The organism is Acinetobacter sp. RW6 (genome assembly GCF_041956835.1).
Taxonomy (GTDB): domain Bacteria; phylum Pseudomonadota; class Gammaproteobacteria; order Pseudomonadales; family Moraxellaceae; genus Acinetobacter; species Acinetobacter calcoaceticus.
Genome location: NZ_CP167121.1, coordinates 1,807,019 through 1,824,377, shown reverse-complemented (window position 1 = coordinate 1,824,377; position 17,359 = coordinate 1,807,019). Strand labels below are relative to the sequence as shown.

The 17,359-nt window shown below is 39.6% G+C and carries 14 protein-coding genes and 1 pseudogene; 8 read left to right on the top strand and 7 right to left on the bottom strand.

Annotation, left to right across the window (positions count from 1 at the left end; genetic code table 11):
- Window positions 1-35 precede the first annotated feature (35 nt).
- Both ACB088_RS08650 and ACB088_RS08645 read left to right on the top strand, forming a co-directional pair.
- On the top strand, window positions 36-1,910 hold the full coding sequence (locus ACB088_RS08650; RefSeq protein ID WP_375038652.1) for an amidohydrolase: 1,875 nt from the start codon (window positions 36-38) through the stop codon (window positions 1,908-1,910).
- Window positions 1,911-1,967: 57 nt separating this feature from the next.
- Window positions 1,968-2,129 (top strand): DUF1427 family protein, encoded by a 162-nt coding sequence (locus tag ACB088_RS08645; protein ID WP_000784879.1) that lies wholly within the window; start codon window positions 1,968-1,970, stop codon window positions 2,127-2,129.
- A gap of 71 nt (window positions 2,130-2,200) precedes the next feature.
- Here ACB088_RS08645 and arsC read toward each other — a convergent pair whose 3' ends face one another.
- The gene (arsC, locus tag ACB088_RS08640; RefSeq protein WP_375038651.1) at window positions 2,201-2,629 is read right to left on the bottom strand and encodes an arsenate reductase (glutaredoxin); all 429 of its coding nucleotides are present in this window, start codon (window positions 2,627-2,629) and stop codon (window positions 2,201-2,203) included.
- 84 nt (window positions 2,630-2,713) lie between these two features.
- Between arsC and ACB088_RS08635 the strand changes: the two genes are divergently transcribed.
- The 3 genes and pseudogenes from ACB088_RS08635 to arsH all read left to right on the top strand — a co-directional run bounded on the left by ACB088_RS08635 (window position 2,714) and on the right by arsH (window position 4,894).
- Window positions 2,714-3,043 (top strand): metalloregulator ArsR/SmtB family transcription factor, encoded by a 330-nt coding sequence (locus tag ACB088_RS08635; RefSeq protein WP_199991083.1) that lies wholly within the window; start codon window positions 2,714-2,716, stop codon window positions 3,041-3,043.
- A 104-nt stretch (window positions 3,044-3,147) separates the two neighbouring features.
- Complete coding sequence (arsB, locus tag ACB088_RS08630) at window positions 3,148-4,194, top strand: ACR3 family arsenite efflux transporter (RefSeq protein ID WP_375038650.1); 1,047 nt, start codon at window positions 3,148-3,150, stop codon at window positions 4,192-4,194.
- Window positions 4,181-4,894: pseudogene (gene arsH / locus ACB088_RS08625) on the top strand (arsenical resistance protein ArsH). The gene arsB and the pseudogene arsH overlap by 14 nt, the downstream one beginning before the upstream one ends.
- Window positions 4,895-4,954: 60 nt before the next feature.
- Here the strand turns inward: arsH and ACB088_RS08620 are convergent.
- Window positions 4,955-5,857 (bottom strand): LysR substrate-binding domain-containing protein, encoded by a 903-nt coding sequence (locus tag ACB088_RS08620; RefSeq protein ID WP_375038649.1) that lies wholly within the window; start codon window positions 5,855-5,857, stop codon window positions 4,955-4,957.
- Between the two features lie 101 nt (window positions 5,858-5,958).
- Here ACB088_RS08620 and ACB088_RS08615 point away from each other — a divergent pair, with 101 nt between their 5' ends.
- The 3 genes from ACB088_RS08615 to ahpF all read left to right on the top strand — a co-directional run bounded on the left by ACB088_RS08615 (window position 5,959) and on the right by ahpF (window position 8,785).
- Window positions 5,959-6,519: a chromate transporter gene (locus tag ACB088_RS08615; protein ID WP_003651289.1), complete on the top strand. Its 561-nt coding sequence runs from the start codon at window positions 5,959-5,961 to the stop codon at window positions 6,517-6,519.
- A complete protein-coding gene (locus ACB088_RS08610) occupies window positions 6,519-7,040 on the top strand; it encodes a chromate transporter (RefSeq protein ID WP_209733388.1) in 522 nt (173 codons plus the stop codon). The genes ACB088_RS08615 and ACB088_RS08610 overlap by 1 nt, the downstream gene beginning before the upstream one ends.
- Before the next feature lie 179 nt (window positions 7,041-7,219).
- Window positions 7,220-8,785: an alkyl hydroperoxide reductase subunit F gene (gene ahpF / locus ACB088_RS08605; RefSeq protein ID WP_375038648.1), complete on the top strand. Its 1,566-nt coding sequence runs from the start codon at window positions 7,220-7,222 to the stop codon at window positions 8,783-8,785.
- Between the two features lie 56 nt (window positions 8,786-8,841).
- Here ahpF and ACB088_RS08600 read toward each other — a convergent pair whose 3' ends face one another.
- From ACB088_RS08600 to dnaE, 5 genes are all read right to left on the bottom strand, one after another.
- A complete protein-coding gene (locus tag ACB088_RS08600) occupies window positions 8,842-10,848 on the bottom strand; it encodes an alpha/beta fold hydrolase (protein ID WP_309950397.1) in 2,007 nt (668 codons plus the stop codon).
- Between the two features lie 115 nt (window positions 10,849-10,963).
- Window positions 10,964-11,905 carry an ABUW_2363 family tetratricopeptide repeat lipoprotein gene (locus ACB088_RS08595; RefSeq protein ID WP_199990671.1) on the bottom strand — a complete coding sequence of 314 codons (942 nt, stop codon included), beginning with the start codon at window positions 11,903-11,905 and terminating at the stop codon, window positions 10,964-10,966.
- 105 nt (window positions 11,906-12,010) lie between these two features.
- Entirely contained in the window at window positions 12,011-12,826 is an 816-nt protein-coding gene (gene cysE / locus ACB088_RS08590; RefSeq protein WP_092705534.1) for a serine O-acetyltransferase, read from the bottom strand.
- Window positions 12,819-13,658, bottom strand: a complete 840-nt coding sequence (locus ACB088_RS08585) for an RNA methyltransferase (RefSeq protein WP_045432883.1) — start codon at window positions 13,656-13,658, stop codon at window positions 12,819-12,821. Before ACB088_RS08585 ends, cysE begins: the two co-directional genes overlap by 8 nt.
- Before the next feature lie 14 nt (window positions 13,659-13,672).
- Complete coding sequence (gene dnaE, locus ACB088_RS08580; RefSeq protein WP_375038647.1) at window positions 13,673-17,236, bottom strand: DNA polymerase III subunit alpha; 3,564 nt, start codon at window positions 17,234-17,236, stop codon at window positions 13,673-13,675.
- Window positions 17,237-17,359: the final 123 nt, after the last annotated feature.

The following is a 17,359-nucleotide window of genomic DNA, read 5'->3' as shown; positions in this document are numbered from 1 at the left end:
TTTTAGAACGATAATTCATAAGAATGGAGTTCAGAATGACCGAAATAAACCTCATACTCAAAAATGGTAAAATCACCACACTAGATCCTAAAAATCCAGAAGTACAAGCAATTGCCATAGCAGATGGTAAAGTCGTACGCACCGGCACAAATGATGAGATCATGAAGCTAGCAGCAGCGATGAGCAAAGTTGTAGATTTAAATGGCCGTCGCGTTATACCGGGTCTAAATGACAGCCATCTACATATTATTCGTGGTGGCCTGAACTACAATATGGAACTGCGTTGGGAAGGTGTGCCATCTGTAGCGGATGCACTACGCTTACTCAAAGAACAGGCAGATAATACACCAGCTCCTCAATGGGTACGTGTGGTTGGTGGTTGGACTGAATTCCAGTTTGCCGAAAAGCGTTTACCTACTTTAGAAGAAATTAATAAAGCCGCGCCCGATACTCCAGTATTTGTTTTACATTTATATGCTAGCGCCTTGTTGAACCGAGCTGCGCTTGATGTATTAGGCTTTAACAAAGACACACCAGACCCACCTGGCGGTAAGATCGTACGAGATGAAAAGGGTGAGCCAACAGGTCTTTTGCTCGCAACGCCATCCGCTATGATTTTGTATTCGACCTTAGGTAAAGCACCGAAATTGCCAGTGGAAGATCAAGTCAATTCAACTCGTCATTTCATGCGTGAACTCAATCGATTAGGTATTACTTCTGCGATTGATGCTGGTGGTGGCGGGCAAAATTATCCTGAAGATTATGACGTGATAAAGCAATTACACGACCAAAATCAAATGACAGTGCGAATTGCATACAACCTATTTGCTCAAAAAGCTGGTGAAGAACTTGATGATTATCGCCGTTGGACCGAAATGACATTTCCGGGCGATGGTGATGAATTATTTAGAATGAATGGAGCAGGTGAGAACTTGACATGGTCGGCGGGCGACTTTGAAGATTTCTATGAGCCACGTCCGGATTTACCAGAAAAGATGGAAGGTGAACTCGAAGCCATTGTAGAGCATTTATCTGAAAAGAAATGGCCATTTCGTATTCATGCAACCTATGATGAAAGTATTAATCGTTTGCTCAATGTATTTGAAAAAGTAAATTCAAAACAGCCATTTGCAACTCGATTTATTATTGACCATGCCGAAACCGTATCTGAACGTAATATTGAGCGTATTGGTGCATTAGGTGGTGGTATTGCCATTCAACACCGTATGGCATATCAAGGTGAGATTTTCGTAAAACGCTATGGTGCAGAAGCCGCTCAAGCAACGCCACCAGTTAAGAAAATGCTAGAGCTCGGTGTTCCTGTCGGTGCGGGAACAGATGCAACACGTGTTGCATCTTATAACCCTTGGGTTTGTTTATATTGGTTGAGCACAGGTAAAACTGTTGGTGGTTTACCTTTGTATGATGAAAAAAATCTATTAGATCGCCAGACGGCCCTCATGCTCTGGACCAAAGGTTCTGCATGGTTTTCAGGTGAAAAAGATGTCAAAGGCTCATTAACAGCAGGGGAACTTGCTGATTTAGTTGTATTGTCTGATGACTACTTTAAAGTTGAAGCAGAAAATATCCAATGGATTGAATCTGTACTCACTGTTTTAGGCGGAAAAGTGGTATATGCAGGGGCAGAGTTTAAGCAAGACGATCCGCCGTTACCACCAGCATCTCCAACATGGTCGCCAGTAAAACGCTTTGGTGGACAATGGCGTTTATCTGAAAACCGTAACGCACCTTCAAATCAGTCTTTACAGTCAGAAAGCGCGCTTTGTGCATGTGCTAGCAGTTGCGGTATGCATGGACATAGCCACTCATGGATGCTTGATGTTCCGGTAAATGATAAAGATAAAAAATCTTTCTGGGGCGCACTAGGGTGTTCTTGTTTCGCATTTTAAATAAAACAGTATGGGAGCCTGCCGCTTTAAAGGGCTTGGTTCTCTAAGGTATGTACCATGAAAATGTACTTATTATCTTTGGCTGTAGGGTTGCTCGTTGGTGTCTTATATTACGTTTTAAATGTGAAGTCGCCAGCTCCACCTCTTGTTGCATTAGTTGGTTTATTAGGCATGGTGATAGGAGAGCAACTTCTTCCTTTTATTAAGTCCTATTTTTAACCACTTTCATTCAACAAAAAAGCTAAATGGTATTGCGCCATTTAGCTTTTTATATTTATGAGAATCTTAAATTATTTTACTCGTTGGCCTTGTTCATTAATGATCACTTCACCATCTTCTTTTGCAAAATAGCCTAAGTTTTCTGAATCTAAAATATCAAGGACAATTTCAGAAGGGCGGCACAGACGTGTACCTTTTGAAGTCACCACAAACGGACGATTGATTAAAATTGGGTACTGAACCATAAAATCAATTAACTGTTCATCTGTCCAACTATCTTGTTCCAAATCTAAATTTTTATATGGATCAACATTTTTACGAATTGCATCACGAACAGTTAATCCAGCTTGTGAAATGAGTTGAGTAAGCTCATCTTTACTAGGAGGTGTCTGTAAATATTCAATAACAATGGGTTCAATCCCAGCGTGACGAATAAGTGCCAGCGTATTACGTGAGGTTCCGCAAGCAGGGTTATGGTAAATCTTCACTAGCTCAGTCATGACAAATTTATCGCCGAATTAAGATATTGCATTTATATATGGATATCCGTATATTTGCAATAACGAATATGAATTGTTGCTGAAATGATCACTCAAGTCGATTTTTTTAAATGTCTTTCGGACCCTACTCGGTTAAGTATTCTTAAATTGGTTTTAAACAAACAAAACATATGCGTCTGTGAGCTAACTGAACAACTGGATTTAAGCCAACCGAAAATTTCTAGACATTTAGCTCTACTGCGTACCCATGGCGTATTACTTGATGAAAGAAAAGGACAGTGGGTTTATTACAGCTTAAATCCAGTTTTACCTATATGGGCGTTGGATATTTTAAAAGTTATAGAAAAGCATCAAGACGGAACTATGGTCCAACAACTGGATCAACCTTTATCAATAGCGACTTGCTGTGATTAAGGTTTGAAAAACTTTATTTGAAAAATGTTTGCTTGTTTAAGTTATGGGAATAAATCATTTCTATATGACAAGTAAAACTCATAAATTCTTTCATTGAGCAGAACATGACTAAACAAGGCCTTTCTTTTTTAGACCGGAACCTAACGCTATGGATTTTTATTGCTATGGGTTTAGGTGTGGCAATAGGTGTTTTCTTTCCTCAAGCCTCGGTTTCTTTGAATCAACTTAGTGTAGATAACGTCAATATTCCGATTGCAATTGGTTTAATTTTAATGATGTATCCACCTTTGGCAAAGGTAGATTACGCAGCTTTACCGGAAGTATTTAAAGATAAAAAAACGTTGGCTTTGTCTTTAGTACAAAACTGGTTAATTGCTCCAATTTTGATGTTTGTTTTAGCGATTATTTTTCTTCATAACTATCCGGAATATATGACAGGTCTAATCCTGATAGGCTTGGCACGATGTATTGCAATGGTATTGGTCTGGAACGGTTTGGCATGTGGGGATAACCAATATGTTGCTGCTTTAGTTGCATTTAACAGTATTTTTCAAATTTTATTCTTTAGTACTTATGCATGGCTTTTCTTAACTTTCTTGCCGCCATATTTTGGTGTGGCGGGTCAAGTCATTGATGTGAATTTCTGGACCATTACCCATGCTGTATTGGTGTATTTAGGTATTCCATTTTTAATGGGTTTCCTCACGCGGCTCATTTTAGTGAAAGTAAAAGGATTAGATTGGTATCAAACTAAATTTTTGCCAAAAATTAGTCCAATTAGTTTGATTGCATTACTTTTTACCATTGTGGCTATGTTTAGTCTTAAAGGTGGTGATGTGGTGAGCTTACCTTTAGATGTATTACGAATTGCGATTCCACTGACGATTTACTTTGTGGTGATGTTCTTCATTAGCTTTTTTATGAGTAAACGTATGGGAAATAACTACCCACGTACCACTGCTATTTCATTTACCGCTGCGGGTAACAACTTTGAGCTCGCTTTAGCCGTTGCGATTGCAACATTTGGTTTAGCGTCACCTGTAGCATTTACTACAGTCATAGGACCATTAGTTGAGGTTCCTGTTTTAATTTCACTCGTTTCAGTTTCTCTTTGGCTAAAGAAAAAGTATTTCTCCCATGAACAGTCTTAACAATGATTTATCAAATGTAGCGTTAAATCTTTTAGATAAGCCTACCTTTGAACAAGTGCAAGCACAGCAACTTGAACATCCACCACGCATTTTATTGCTATATGGTTCTAATCGTGAGCGTTCTTATAGCCGTTTTGCTGTGTTGACAGCAGGTAGAATTCTTGAATATTTAGGTGCCGAGGTCAAAATCTTTCATCCTAAAGGTTTACCTTTACCAGAAGATGCAGAAACAGATCATCCAAAAGTTCAAGAATTACATGAGCTTTTGGCTTGGGCAGAAGGTATGGTTTGGTGTTCACCAGAACGTCATGGTGCAATGAGTTCGATTTTAAAAGCTCAGATTGATTGGATTCCCTTAGCTGGCGGAGCAATTCGTGCAACACAAGGTAAAACCTTAGCAGTTATGTAGGTTAGTGGAGGTTCTCAATCTTTCAATGCTGTGAATCAAATGCGTATTTTAGGGCGCTGGATGCGTATGATTACGATCCCGAATCAGTCTTCAGTTGCTAAAGCTTTTTTAGAGTTTGAAGAAGATGGAAGTATGAAACCATCTTCTTACTATGACCGAATTGTCGATGTAATGGAGGAACTCTATAAGTTCACTTTATTAACACGTGGACAAAAACAATATCTGACAGATCGCTATTCGGAACGTAAAGAATCGGCAGAAGAGTTATCAAAACGAGTGAACCAAAAATAGACTGTTTTACTCAATAAAAAGTGCTCCGATAGGGGCACTTTTTATTGAGTAATTTTTTGCTTACGTAATTGTTGGTAATAATTTTTGTAATAAATCAATAAAGTTTGAAACTTTGGCTGAATTTTCATTTTCTCTTGTAATCAAGTAAAGAGGAGCATTCAGTTTTATTGAACTATCAAATTCGCGATAAACAATTTCATGGTCCCAGAAGTTATGCATTGAGGCTGGTACAATAGTGATGCCAATTCCAGCAGCAACTAAATTTAATGTTGCGGTAGGTCGAGGCGCTTCCTGAATAATACGTGGGCTAAAACCCGCTTGATAACAACTGTATAAAATATTGTCATATAAACCCTGCCCTGAAGAGCGACGGTATAAAACAAAATTTTCATTTGATAAGTCACTTGAACTAATTTTTTCTTTTTGTGTAAGTGGATGTCCTGTAGGTAATGCCACCATCATTGGCTCATCTAATATATGAAGATGTTTTAACCCAATATCACGACTAATCGGGGCTCTTAAAAAGGCGATATCAAGTTTTTCCGAGATTAACCGATCTAATTGCTTTTGGCTGCCTGCTTCTTCAAGTTTGGTTTGTACCTTTGGGTATATTTCCCGATAGGAGCGCAATACTAATGAAATCAGTGGATGTAATCCTGCAGAACTTGTAAAACCAATATTGAGTTGTCCTGTTTTACCTTGGCTGACATCTTGAACTAATTTAGGAATATGTTTGGCATGCTCTAATAAAATTTGTGCTTCTTTAAATAATGCTAAGCCAGCTTCGGTCGGTTCAATCCCACGTGGTTGACGAACAAGCAATTGTGTCCCGAGTTCTTCTTCCAGTTTTTTGAGTAAACGTGTTAATGGCGGCTGTTGAATAAATAATCGGTTCGCCGCGTGGGTAATATTTCTTTCTTCAACAACCACAACAAAGGCATGAAGCTTGTTTAAATCTAGCATAGGAATACCTTTAGGGTATGGTTAAAGAAAATAAAAGCATTTGTAGATATGTCATAAAAGTATCATTCTATCTTGGTCAGATAAAGTGAAAAGTAACGAAAATGAACCATGTTGAGATTGCCGTGCAGAAGGAGAGTGTACCGAGCTGCACAGAACTATTTTTAGGTTTTTTAACATTAGGTTTAATTGGATTTGGCGGCGTGTTGCCTTTAGCACGAAAAGTCGTTGTAGAGCAGAGACAGTGGCTAAGTCCTGAAAAATTCACTGAGTTACTTGGTCTGTGTCAATTTTTACCGGGTGGCAATATTATTAATTTATCTGTTGCGATTGGCATGGAGTTTCGTGGCATTCGCGGTGCAGTAAGCTCACTGATTGGCTTAATCTTTGCACCGACGGTAATTGTTGTACTTTTACATTATGTCTATGAGCAGTTCCAAGACAACCTCATGGTCAAGCATCTTTTTGAAGGACTAGCGGCAGCTGCTGCTGGGCTACTGGTTGCAACAGGGTTGAAAATGCTCAAGCCTTTATTACGTAATCCATTAGCTATTTGTGTAGTTGTAGTGGCAATTGTCAGTATCGCTTTTCTTAAAATCTCCTTGCTTTTGACCATGCTGGTTTTGTTGTCATTTTATTCAGCTGTTATTTGGAGACGTGTGTAATGGGCGCCGTTCTACTTACTTTAGCCATCATTTTTACTCAATTATCTCTTATTGCATTTGGTGGCGGAAATACAATTTTGCCCGAAATGCAACGTCAAGTGGTTGATATTCATCACTGGATGACTGCACAAGAATTTAGTGCCTTATTCGCAATAGCCCAAGCTGCCCCTGGTCCAAACATGATGATTGTCCCGTTGGTGGGATGGCATGTAGCAGGGTTATCAGGTTTACTTGTGACATCAACTGCCAAATTTCTGCCTTCATCTATTATTACTGTATTTGTAATGAGAGGTTGGTCAAAATTTAAAGATAAAAAATGGCGCCGTGTTTTACAGCTTGCTTTACAACCCGTCACTGTTGGAACGGTACTTGCCAGTGCGTGGATTATTTCTGAGGCGGCTGCAATCAACACTTTACTTATCATTATGGTAGTCATTGCAACTTTATTATCTCTAATTAAGAAAGTTCATCCATTACATGTTTTGATCGCAGGGGCTGTATTTGGTGTGGTCTTACTCTAGTTTAACCAGTTTGCCGACCTGCACTGGATGAGTTCAGGTTGGCTTTTTTTGATTGAAGTGAATAACAATTAAATCTAAAAAACCGATTAAATCTATAAAAACATACTGTTTTACCTATTTTGTGTTTTCACGTACTATGCATCTATTGAAAGAATTTGGATGCATTGGAGTAAAAACAGATGTTAGATCAAAACATTAAAACTCAATTAAAAGCTTACTTAGAACGTTTAGAAAGTCCAATCGAATTAGTTGCTGCTTTGGATGAATCAGATAAAGCTGCTCAAATTAAAGAGCTGGTTACCGAAATTGCTGAACTTTCTGACAAAGTGACTGCACGTTTTGATGGCAACAATACACGTCGTCCAAGCTTTGGTGTGGCTAAAGCAGGTGAACAACCTCGTGTGTTCTTTGCTGGCTTACCGATGGGCCATGAGTTTACATCTTTGATCTTGGCACTGTTACAAGTGTCTGGCTATGCTCCTAAAGTGTCTGATGAAGTGTTGAACCAGATTAAAGGTTTAAACCTCAAGGCTGACTTTGATGTGTTTGTATCGCTAAGCTGTCATAACTGTCCGGACGTGGTACAGGCGCTTAATCTGATTGCGATTTATAATCCGAACACAACTGCAACCATGATTGATGGTTCATTCTTCCAAGATGAAGTAGAACAACGCAAAATCATGGCAGTTCCAATGGTGTTCCAGAACAATGAACACATTGGTCAAGGTCGTATGACACTTGAAGAAATCGTAGCAAAACTCGACACCAACTCTGCTGAAAAAGATGCAGCGGCGCTTAATGCCAAAGATGCGTTTGATGTGTTAGTGATTGGTGGTGGTCCTGCGGGTGCAACTGCTGCTATTTATGCAGCACGTAAAGGCATTAATACAGGTATCGTGGCTGAACGCTTTGGTGGTCAGGTCATGGATACCATGGACATTGAAAACTTCACGTCTGTTCAAAAAACTCAAGGTCCTAAATTTGCTGCTGAAATGGAAGCACATGTTCGTGAATACGATGTTGATATCATGAATTTGCAACGTGTCAGCAAAATCGTTGGTGCAGATCAAACCGCAAATGGTCTGGTTGAAGTTGAACTTGAAAATGGTGCAAAGCTTGAATCGAAAACAGTAATCCTTTCAACAGGTGCGCGTTGGAGAGAAATGAATGTACCGGGTGAGCAAGAATACCGTACCCGTGGTGTCGCATACTGCCCACACTGTGATGGCCCTTTGTTCAAAGGCAAACGTGTTGCCGTGATTGGTGGCGGTAACTCAGGTGTTGAAGCTGCGATTGACCTTGCAGGGATTGTTGAGCATGTAACTTTGGTAGAGTTCGATACCAAACTACGTGCTGACCAAGTCTTGCAAAACAAATTGCATAGCTTGCCAAACACAACTGTGATCATGAATGCTTTAAGTACTGAAGTATTAGGTGATGGTTCACAAGTGACAGGTCTTAAATATAAAGATCGTGCGACTGATGAAGAGCATGTGGTTGAGCTTGCAGGGATCTTTGTACAGATTGGTTTATTGCCAAACACTGACTTCTTGAAAGACAGTGAACTTGAGTTAACCAATCGTGGTGAGATCATTGTGAATGACCGTAATGAGACCAATGTGAAAGGTGTATTTGCTGCAGGCGACTGTACTACGGTTCCGTACAAACAAATCATTATTGCAACAGGTGAAGGTGCAAAAGCATCACTCTCTGCATTTGATTACATCATCCGTTCTGGGCAGTAAAATTTAGATCCAGAAACAAAAGAGCCAAAGGGGGTAACCTTTGGCTCTTTTTCTTTTTATGGTTTATATAAACCATGTTCTACTAAATGCTCTCGTAAAATACGACGCAGTTCTAAAACGGCTTGCGGCGTTAACTGAATTGAATGTCCACCTGGAAGAACTTTCTCAGATTTGGCACCCTCTAAGTGAGCACTCTTATAAGGGACAATACCATCAGTAATTACGTTTGGATCATCGCTCTTGGTGATATTTCCCATAATTGAGTGAAAAACCAAGCCCTTATGAGGATTAATATTTTCTGTAAGCTCCATAAATTTGGACTGATGACTCAAATCGCTTGGACCATTTTGAATTAAACCACTATCAATATTACTCAAGAAATCTTTAACATCTAAATTTTCGGTTGTAAGTGAGGTTGCTACAGCTGATAAAAAAGCACCAGGTAGGCGAATAACTTTACGCGCTGCTAATGTAAACCAGCGATCTGCATAATCTGTACCTCGATGAGGGGAAGCCAAGAAAATTGCACGATCAAAATTATTGATTGAATGCATTTGCAATCGTTCAGTAACCATTGGATGTTTCTTAAAGCGGTTTTGCTGACGTGTTGTCATTAGCTCTAAAGCAGGCTTGGTAATATCGCCATCACTTACCAGTAAACGGCTAATAATACCTCCCATACTATGTCCAACCAGTACGGCATCATGTGCAGCAGGATCATTAGGGTTCAAAGAACCAAAAGCTTGCTTAAGAAGGGCATAAGTTTGGAAACGGCTTTCCAGAATTGGCATATTAGTCGAATAGAAAACTTGCCAAACTTGATAATTATCTCTTAAAACCGTGTCACCCATAACATCATTAGTCAAAGCAATCCATGCCTCAGGACTACTCGCGAGCCCATGGACTAATACAATAATTTTCTTATTTGGGTTGTATGGTTCAAGCATATATAGGTGTGGCATAGTCAAGTGCTGATCTCGATCAATCAGACTTAAATAAGCCGCGACACCTAAATTATTTTCAGCTAACCATAGGCCGTAAGGCGCGGAAAAGTTGGCCGCTAGAGGATATTGTTTTCCTGCTACACTAATATTATCGGTCCGGTATGGATCGTAAACCCGAATCACGAATTCAGGATTATTAATAATTTCTTCAACAGTGGTCGCATGTTTTGGTTCAGCTACAATCGTTGCAGCCAAATAACGTGCATGATGAATATTTGGATTAACACCATTTTTATAATTGTATTTAAGCGGGTCTAAAATATACTCATTAATATCTTCTTTTCCTGAACTCGGAAAAACCGCTACAAATTCAGATCCAAAACCATCACGACGGTTAATGGTTCTTAACCCTGAAAAATTTAAATTATAACTAGAAATTAACTTTTCTAATTTTTGCCCAGCAAGCTGCTGATGAAATTCGAAATCAATCGAATAGACACTTTTACCAATATGTATTTGAGGTTCAACACCATTTTTTTTAGGGTAGCGTAAATCATAAACACTCACCATTTTTGCGATGGCTTGATTATAAAAGTCCCGAATTTGAACTTGTCTATTATCAAAAATACGGTCATTAGGCTGACGTTTTGTTGAGAATAGGTAGGCATAGCTGTAACGAATACTTTTATCCAGTAAATTCAATTGCTGGTCTAAGCAATCATCATATTTACTTTGAATATTCGTTTGTTCTTCTTCAGACTTATGTTTAGTAAATCTACTAATTTTACAATTAGATGAATCTGACAAAGCCATTGCTTTTGCCAGATACATTTCACTTGCAGCTGATAAGAACTGTTCATCTAAAATTTGAGGTAAATTTTTGAGTTGATTTACACAGGTGTCAGGTGTGTCAGTACAAACTTTAGCTTCCTGACCAGACATTGATAAAACATTCAGACTTGCTTCGCTGAGTTTATCTTGCGTAAGAATACTATTACGTTCATTTGCAATAGTTACATTCAAAGCTTGCTGTTTAACATTAACGACCTGACAACCACTCAGAATTGAACCGAGTAGTATGACCGTCAATACTGTTTTGCTTCTTTTTATTGAAAACATTATGGTCAAAATTTAGTGGCTCAATGGTAGGTAGATCATACAAATTTTAAAATATTTTTCAAATGATCAAATAAAAAAAGGGCTGTCAAAACAGCCCTTTTTTATCTAATTACGCTTATTTTTTAGGTGTTGTGCTAGGGGTAGTGGCAGACATTGCAGGGTTAGTTAAAACTTGCCATACATTCCAACGACCTTGTTTTTCAATTTCTTGAATTAAACGATCAGCAATTTCCGACTCATCTGGATATTTAACTTTATAATTCTTAAGCGTCTGGATCGCATTTTTCTTTTGCTCCATCGCAATATAGTTATTTGCAGCAGCTAAATATGCTTCTTGAACATTACCTTTAATTGCTTTATCTAAATATGGAATCGCTTCGCGTTGACCACCACCTTCAGATAAGCCAAAACCGAACCAGAAGTTTGCTTCCGCGTCATCTGGATTAATTTTTAAAAGTCTTTGAGCATATTCTAAAGATCTAGTGGTATGAGCAGTACCTAAATCAAGGTTACGTGCAAGAACACTTGCTTTAAAAGCGCGAAGTAAAATATCAAATGATGCATTTGGGTTTGCAGCAAGTGTATCGAGTTGCTGTGTTACTTCTTTAAGTTTACTTTCGAAGCCTTTACGTTCTTGGCGGTCAGTAAAGCGAGGTGGATAGTGACGTGCTTTGCCTTCCACTAACTGTAAGAAGTCATCAATGCTTGTAACGTCAATTTCATTCTCGCCAGCTAAAACTGCATATTTCATTGAACGCTGTGTGTTATTTACAGTCGGAACAATCAGTTTATTGGTGTCGAGAGTAAGCTGTTTGGTTGGGTCATCTTGACGATTAACCACCATTTTCGTTACCGGCTGTGCAGCAGCTTCTTTTAACGCAACTTCAAATGCTGGCGGTTGATCATAGTTAAAAGGATTTAGTGCATAAAAAGGAGGAGTAAGCTCTGGTTCCTTGAAAACAAAAGGCTCAATTTTTTGTTGTTTTACAGGTGCCATTGTACAAGCTGTTAAACTTGAGGTCGCAAGGATGATATATGCCAAAGGCTTAAAATTCATAGGATCTTCCGTTCATTTTAGTAAAGTCAGATTTGGTAGTGGTAAGTCTAGGAAAAGCTAAACCGACATGCAAGAGTAAGCGTGTTACATTATGAATCAAGAATATTACGTTTTTGATATCTTGTTTTGTGCGCCACACTCACGACGCACTTCTTCAAGAATTTTTAGCTCTTCATCACTAAAAGGTTGTTCATCTTGGCTTTCTTTTTTGAAGCTAGGATCTAGCTCGGATAAACGCTGGCATAAATTATTCATACGCGTTTCATTGTTCTGAATACGATCAAGCAAAACGCGCATACCTTCTAAAATAGGGTCTGACTGATCAGCAGTTGTCGCATATGGGGCAAAACCAATACTTTGTGCATAATCACGGCGACGTTCTTCATCTTTATCTTGGTTCTTGTCGGTATCTTTATAGATATAGCGAGCAGGGTTTCCAACAGCAGTTACACCAGCAGGAACAGCTTTAGTCACTACAGCATTTGAACCAACTTTAGCACCTTTACCTACCGTAAATGGGCCCAAAATTTTCGCGCCAGCACCAACCACCACACCATCTTCTAAAGTTGGGTGACGTTTGCCGGTCTTCCATGTTGTACCGCCTAAGGTAACACCATGATAAAGCGTAACATCATCGCCAATTTCAGCAGTTTCACCAATCACAACACCCATACCATGATCAATAAAAAAACGCTTACCGATTTTAGCACCCGGATGAATTTCGATTCCTGTTGCAAAACGGCTAAATGAAGAAAGTAGGCGCGCTGCACCTTTACAATCTTTTTGCCATAATTCATGTGCAACACGATGCATCATAATTGCATGAATGCCAGGATAAGTCGTAAGAACTTCGAGTGTATTGCGGGCAGCAGGATCTCGCGCAAATACAGCCTTTATATCTTCTTTAAGCTGCTTAAGCATTGGGTTGATCCTCCTTGTCAGATAATGCTTTTTTCCATTTACCACTTGTCAGAGCTTGCACACGACTAAAAATACCGCGCAGTAAATGATATTCCATACGATCTAATTGTATACGACCAAACAGACGACGCAAGCGTAAAGGCAATAAACGTGGATTCTCTGGATCTAAAAATTCAATTTCAGTCAGCATTTTTTCTAGGTGAGGATAAAACTCTTCCATTTGCTGCTGAGTAACCAAAGGTTCATCCCATTGCATGCTTTGGCCTTGCACTAATGGCATTTCATCTACATTCTGATCGACTTTGTCTTGTTCCAGAGCAGACATTCGAAGCTCATAACATACGACTTGAATCGCTTGCGCAACATTTAATACGCCATAGTCCGGATTTACAGGAATCGTTAAATGGTAATTTGCTAGCGCTAATTCTTCGTTAGTTAAACCACGATCTTCGCGACCAAAAACAATCGCAATTTGTTGTCCTTGAGCAGTTGCTTTAATGGCTTCTTTAGCTGCAGGTCGCACATCCAGTAAAGGCCAAGGAATGGTGCGACTACGTGCACTTGTTCCAAAAACCAAATGGCAATCTTTAATCGCATCTTCTAAGGTGTCTACAATCTCAAGGTGCTCAAATAAATCTTGGGCACCAGCAGCAAGCGCTTGTATATCTGGATGAGGATATGTTTTAGGTGCTACGAGAACTAATTTAATTAGTCCCATTGTTTTCATGGCACGTAAAGCACTGCCAATATTAGCAGGCAAAGTTGTATTTACCATGACAATACGCACTTGTGCTAATTGTTTTGACACGGTGGTGTGGTCAAACGAACTCATAAGATTTCCAGAAATTACGAATATTGAGAAACTTCGCTTTGGTATAAATCCAATGCATCGTCCATAGACATACCCGTAGGAGGAGAGGCAACAGCATGTGGACGAACAGGATCTGCTGCTTTAGCCGCTTTCGACTTTACTTGATATTCAATATAAATATTATCTTTACCAAAATAATCTCTGAGTTTAGCAAGTAATTCATCTAGAGGAGCGACTTTCCATTGCGGACCAAACTGAAGCTCGGCTTGAGCATAGGGTTGATCAATCTGTAACTGTAGAGCGATATGTTGATGCATATCTACATTGCAAAATGGCAAGATCATGTTTTGCAGATCTTTTGCCAATGTTGGTTGCATGAACTCTTCTGTTAATTTGATTTGAATACTGTTAGCACGTTTTTGTCGTATTTCATTTAAGGTGAAAGCTTTGGTTAAACGTCCCATTGGACGATCAAAGCCTTCACGCTCATAGATTTCGCCTTCGAAAACTACAACACGTTCCACTTGAACGATATCTTTAAAACGTTGGAAGCGCTCATGATTACAGCTGACTTCAATACGTGCCGTACCATCATCAAGTACAATAACAACTCGGTTCGGAAAGTTTGCGACATCAATGACCAAACCTGCATAAACCGTTGTAACGCCACGACGCGTAGCTGTAATTTCGTTCAGTTTTACAGGAATAAAAGCTTTGAGTTCTTGTCGGTAAACATCAATTGGATGGCCCGTTAAATATAAACCAAGCGTATCTTTTTCGCCTTTTAGACGAACTTCATCACTCCACGGTTTAACAGGCTTAGCTGGTTTACGCTGAACTTCTTCAACTTCACCAAATAAATCCATAATACCGCTTTCACGGTTACTTCGCGCTTGTTCAGCAGCTTGAACAGCTTCAGGCAATTGAGCCATTAAGCTTGCACGTTCAATACCTAGGCAATCGAGTGCACCCGCACGAATTAAAGCTTCAAGAGTACGCTTATTGATTTTCTTTAAATCAATACGGTGGCAAAAATCGAATAGATCTGTATAAGGGCCATATTGTCGACGAGAGTCAATAACTGACTGCATTGCTTGTTCGCCGACGCCTTTAATTGCACCTAAGCCGTAAACAATCGTTTTATCATTACTCGCATGGAAGTGATAAGTCGACATGTTGACCGAGGGCGGTAAGACATCAAGATTATTATTTCGACAGTCATCAATCAAGAATACAACACTGTCTGTGTTTTGCATTTCCGATGTCATTACCGCTGCCATAAATTCAGCAGGGTAATGAGCTTTCAACCATGCTGTATGGTAGGCAACGAGTGCATAAGCAGCGGCGTGAGATTTGTTAAATCCATAGCCTGCAAACTTTTCCATATAGTCAAAGATATGGTTGGCTGTGCTTTCATCAATCCCTTTTTCAGCAGCACCTTCTAGGAAAATTTGGCGTTGCTTAACCATTTCCTCAGGTTTCTTTTTACCCATTGCACGGCGTAATAAGTCTGCGCCGCCTAACGTGTAACCTGCACAGATCTGTGCAGCCTGCATAACTTGTTCCTGATAAACCATAATGCCGTATGTTGGTTCTAATACACCTTCAAGAAGGGGATGAAGATATTCAAAATCTCCACCATGCATACGGTGAATAAAGTCAGGAATCAGGTCCATTGGACCTGGACGATACAATGATACGAACGCAATAATTTCTTCGAATTTGCTTGGGCGTGCTTCTTTAAGCATCCGTTTCATGCCGACGGATTCAAACTGGAATACCGCTGTCGTATTTGCATCGGCAAAGACAGAATATGCTTTAGCGTCGTCTAGAGGAACATGCAAGATATTGAGCTGATCATTACTGTCGCGGTTTTTATTAATATTTTGGATCGCGTCTTCAATAACGGTTAAGTTACGTAAGCCCAAGAAGTCGAATTTGACCAGACCTGCTGCTTCTACATCGTCTTTATCATATTGAGCAACACGGTTCGTCCCATCTGCATCACAAAGTACAGCCGAGAAATCGGTAATTTTACCTGGTGCAATGACTACACCTCCGGCATGTTTACCAGTATTTCGGGTTACACCTTCTAATTTTAATGCCATTTCCCAGATTTCGCTTGCATCGTCGTTATCTGGGTTAGATGGGTTGGTCACAATATCTTTAAGCTGAGGTTCCATATCAATAGCGGTAGCTAAGTCCACACCGAGCGGTTTGGTAGGCACCATTTTTGAAATACGGTCAGCTAAACCGTAAGATTTACCTAATACACGTGCAACATCACGGATTGCACCTTTTGCTGCCATGGTTCCGAAAGTTGCAATTTGTGAAACGGCTTCGCGACCATAAGTACGTGATACATAATCAATGACGCGGTCACGTCCAGCAATACAGAAATCGACGTCAAAGTCAGGCATCGATACACGTTCTGGGTTTAAGAAACGTTCAAAGAGTAGATCGTAACGAAGTGGATCAAGGTCAGTAATTTTTAAGCTATATGCGACTAAAGAACCTGCACCTGAACCACGACCTGGCCCTACAGGAACACCATTATTTTTTGCCCATTGAATAAAGTCCATGACGATGAGGAAGTATCCTGGGAAACCCATTTTCAGGATAATACCGACTTCATAATCAATTCGTTCATCGTAAGGCTTACGAATCTCTGCCCAGTCCTCGCCACGTTTTTCAACAGGGTAAAGATAATTTAAGCGCTCTTCCAAACCTACTTTAGATAAATGTTCAAAATAAGTGTCGATGGTAAAACCATCTGGAATTGGATAGTCAGGTAAAAAGTAAGTACCGAGTTGTAGTTTAACGTTGCAGCGTTTAGCAATATGATAGGTGTTCTCGATAGCACTAGGAATATCGGAAAACAATTCGATCATTTCATCTGAGGTTTTAAAGTGCTGCTCTGGGCTATACGTCCGTGGACGGCGATTATCTGCTAATACATAACCATCAGCGATACAAACACGTGCTTCGTGTGCCTCGAAATCTTCTTTTTCTACAAAGTGCACATCATTATGTGCAACTACACCAACATTATATTGAGCAGCAAGCTTAGCTGCTTCTTGAATAAAGTCTTCTTCACCTGGACGGTCAGTACGTGTTAAAGCAAGATAAACACGGTTACCAAACTTTTCGAGCCATGCTTCTAAAAGGGGAGCAGCTTTTTGAGGGTTAGATGAGCAAAGCATCTGACCAACATCACTATGCTGGCCAAGTAAAACGATAATATCTTGATGCTGTTCAAGTACCCATTCTTTTTGTACACATGGAATACTGAGCTGTTGTCCTTCAATAAAGCCGCGTGAAACGATTTCGGTGAGACTTTTCCACCCAACATCACTCATTGCAAGTAAGGTGACACGATGTTGAGCATCATCAAGGCGAATTGTGCTACCTAAAAGCGGCTTAATTCCTTTTTTTAAACAAGAATTATAAAATTTTACCGCCGCATGGAGGTTAGAGAGATCAGTTAATGCCAACGCAGGCATTTGGTCTTTAACCGCAGCATTGACCAAGTCAGGTATGCGAACTATCGACTCTGTAATCGAAAATTCTGTATAAATACCTAGATGAACAAACTGCATAAACCAATCCTTAATGCGACCACAGCATAGTTTAACACGCAAAGTTAAAAGGAAATGGTTAATATTTTGGCAAACTGTTAAGGATTTTATTATTTAAGAAGAATGAGTTGAACAACTATTGTA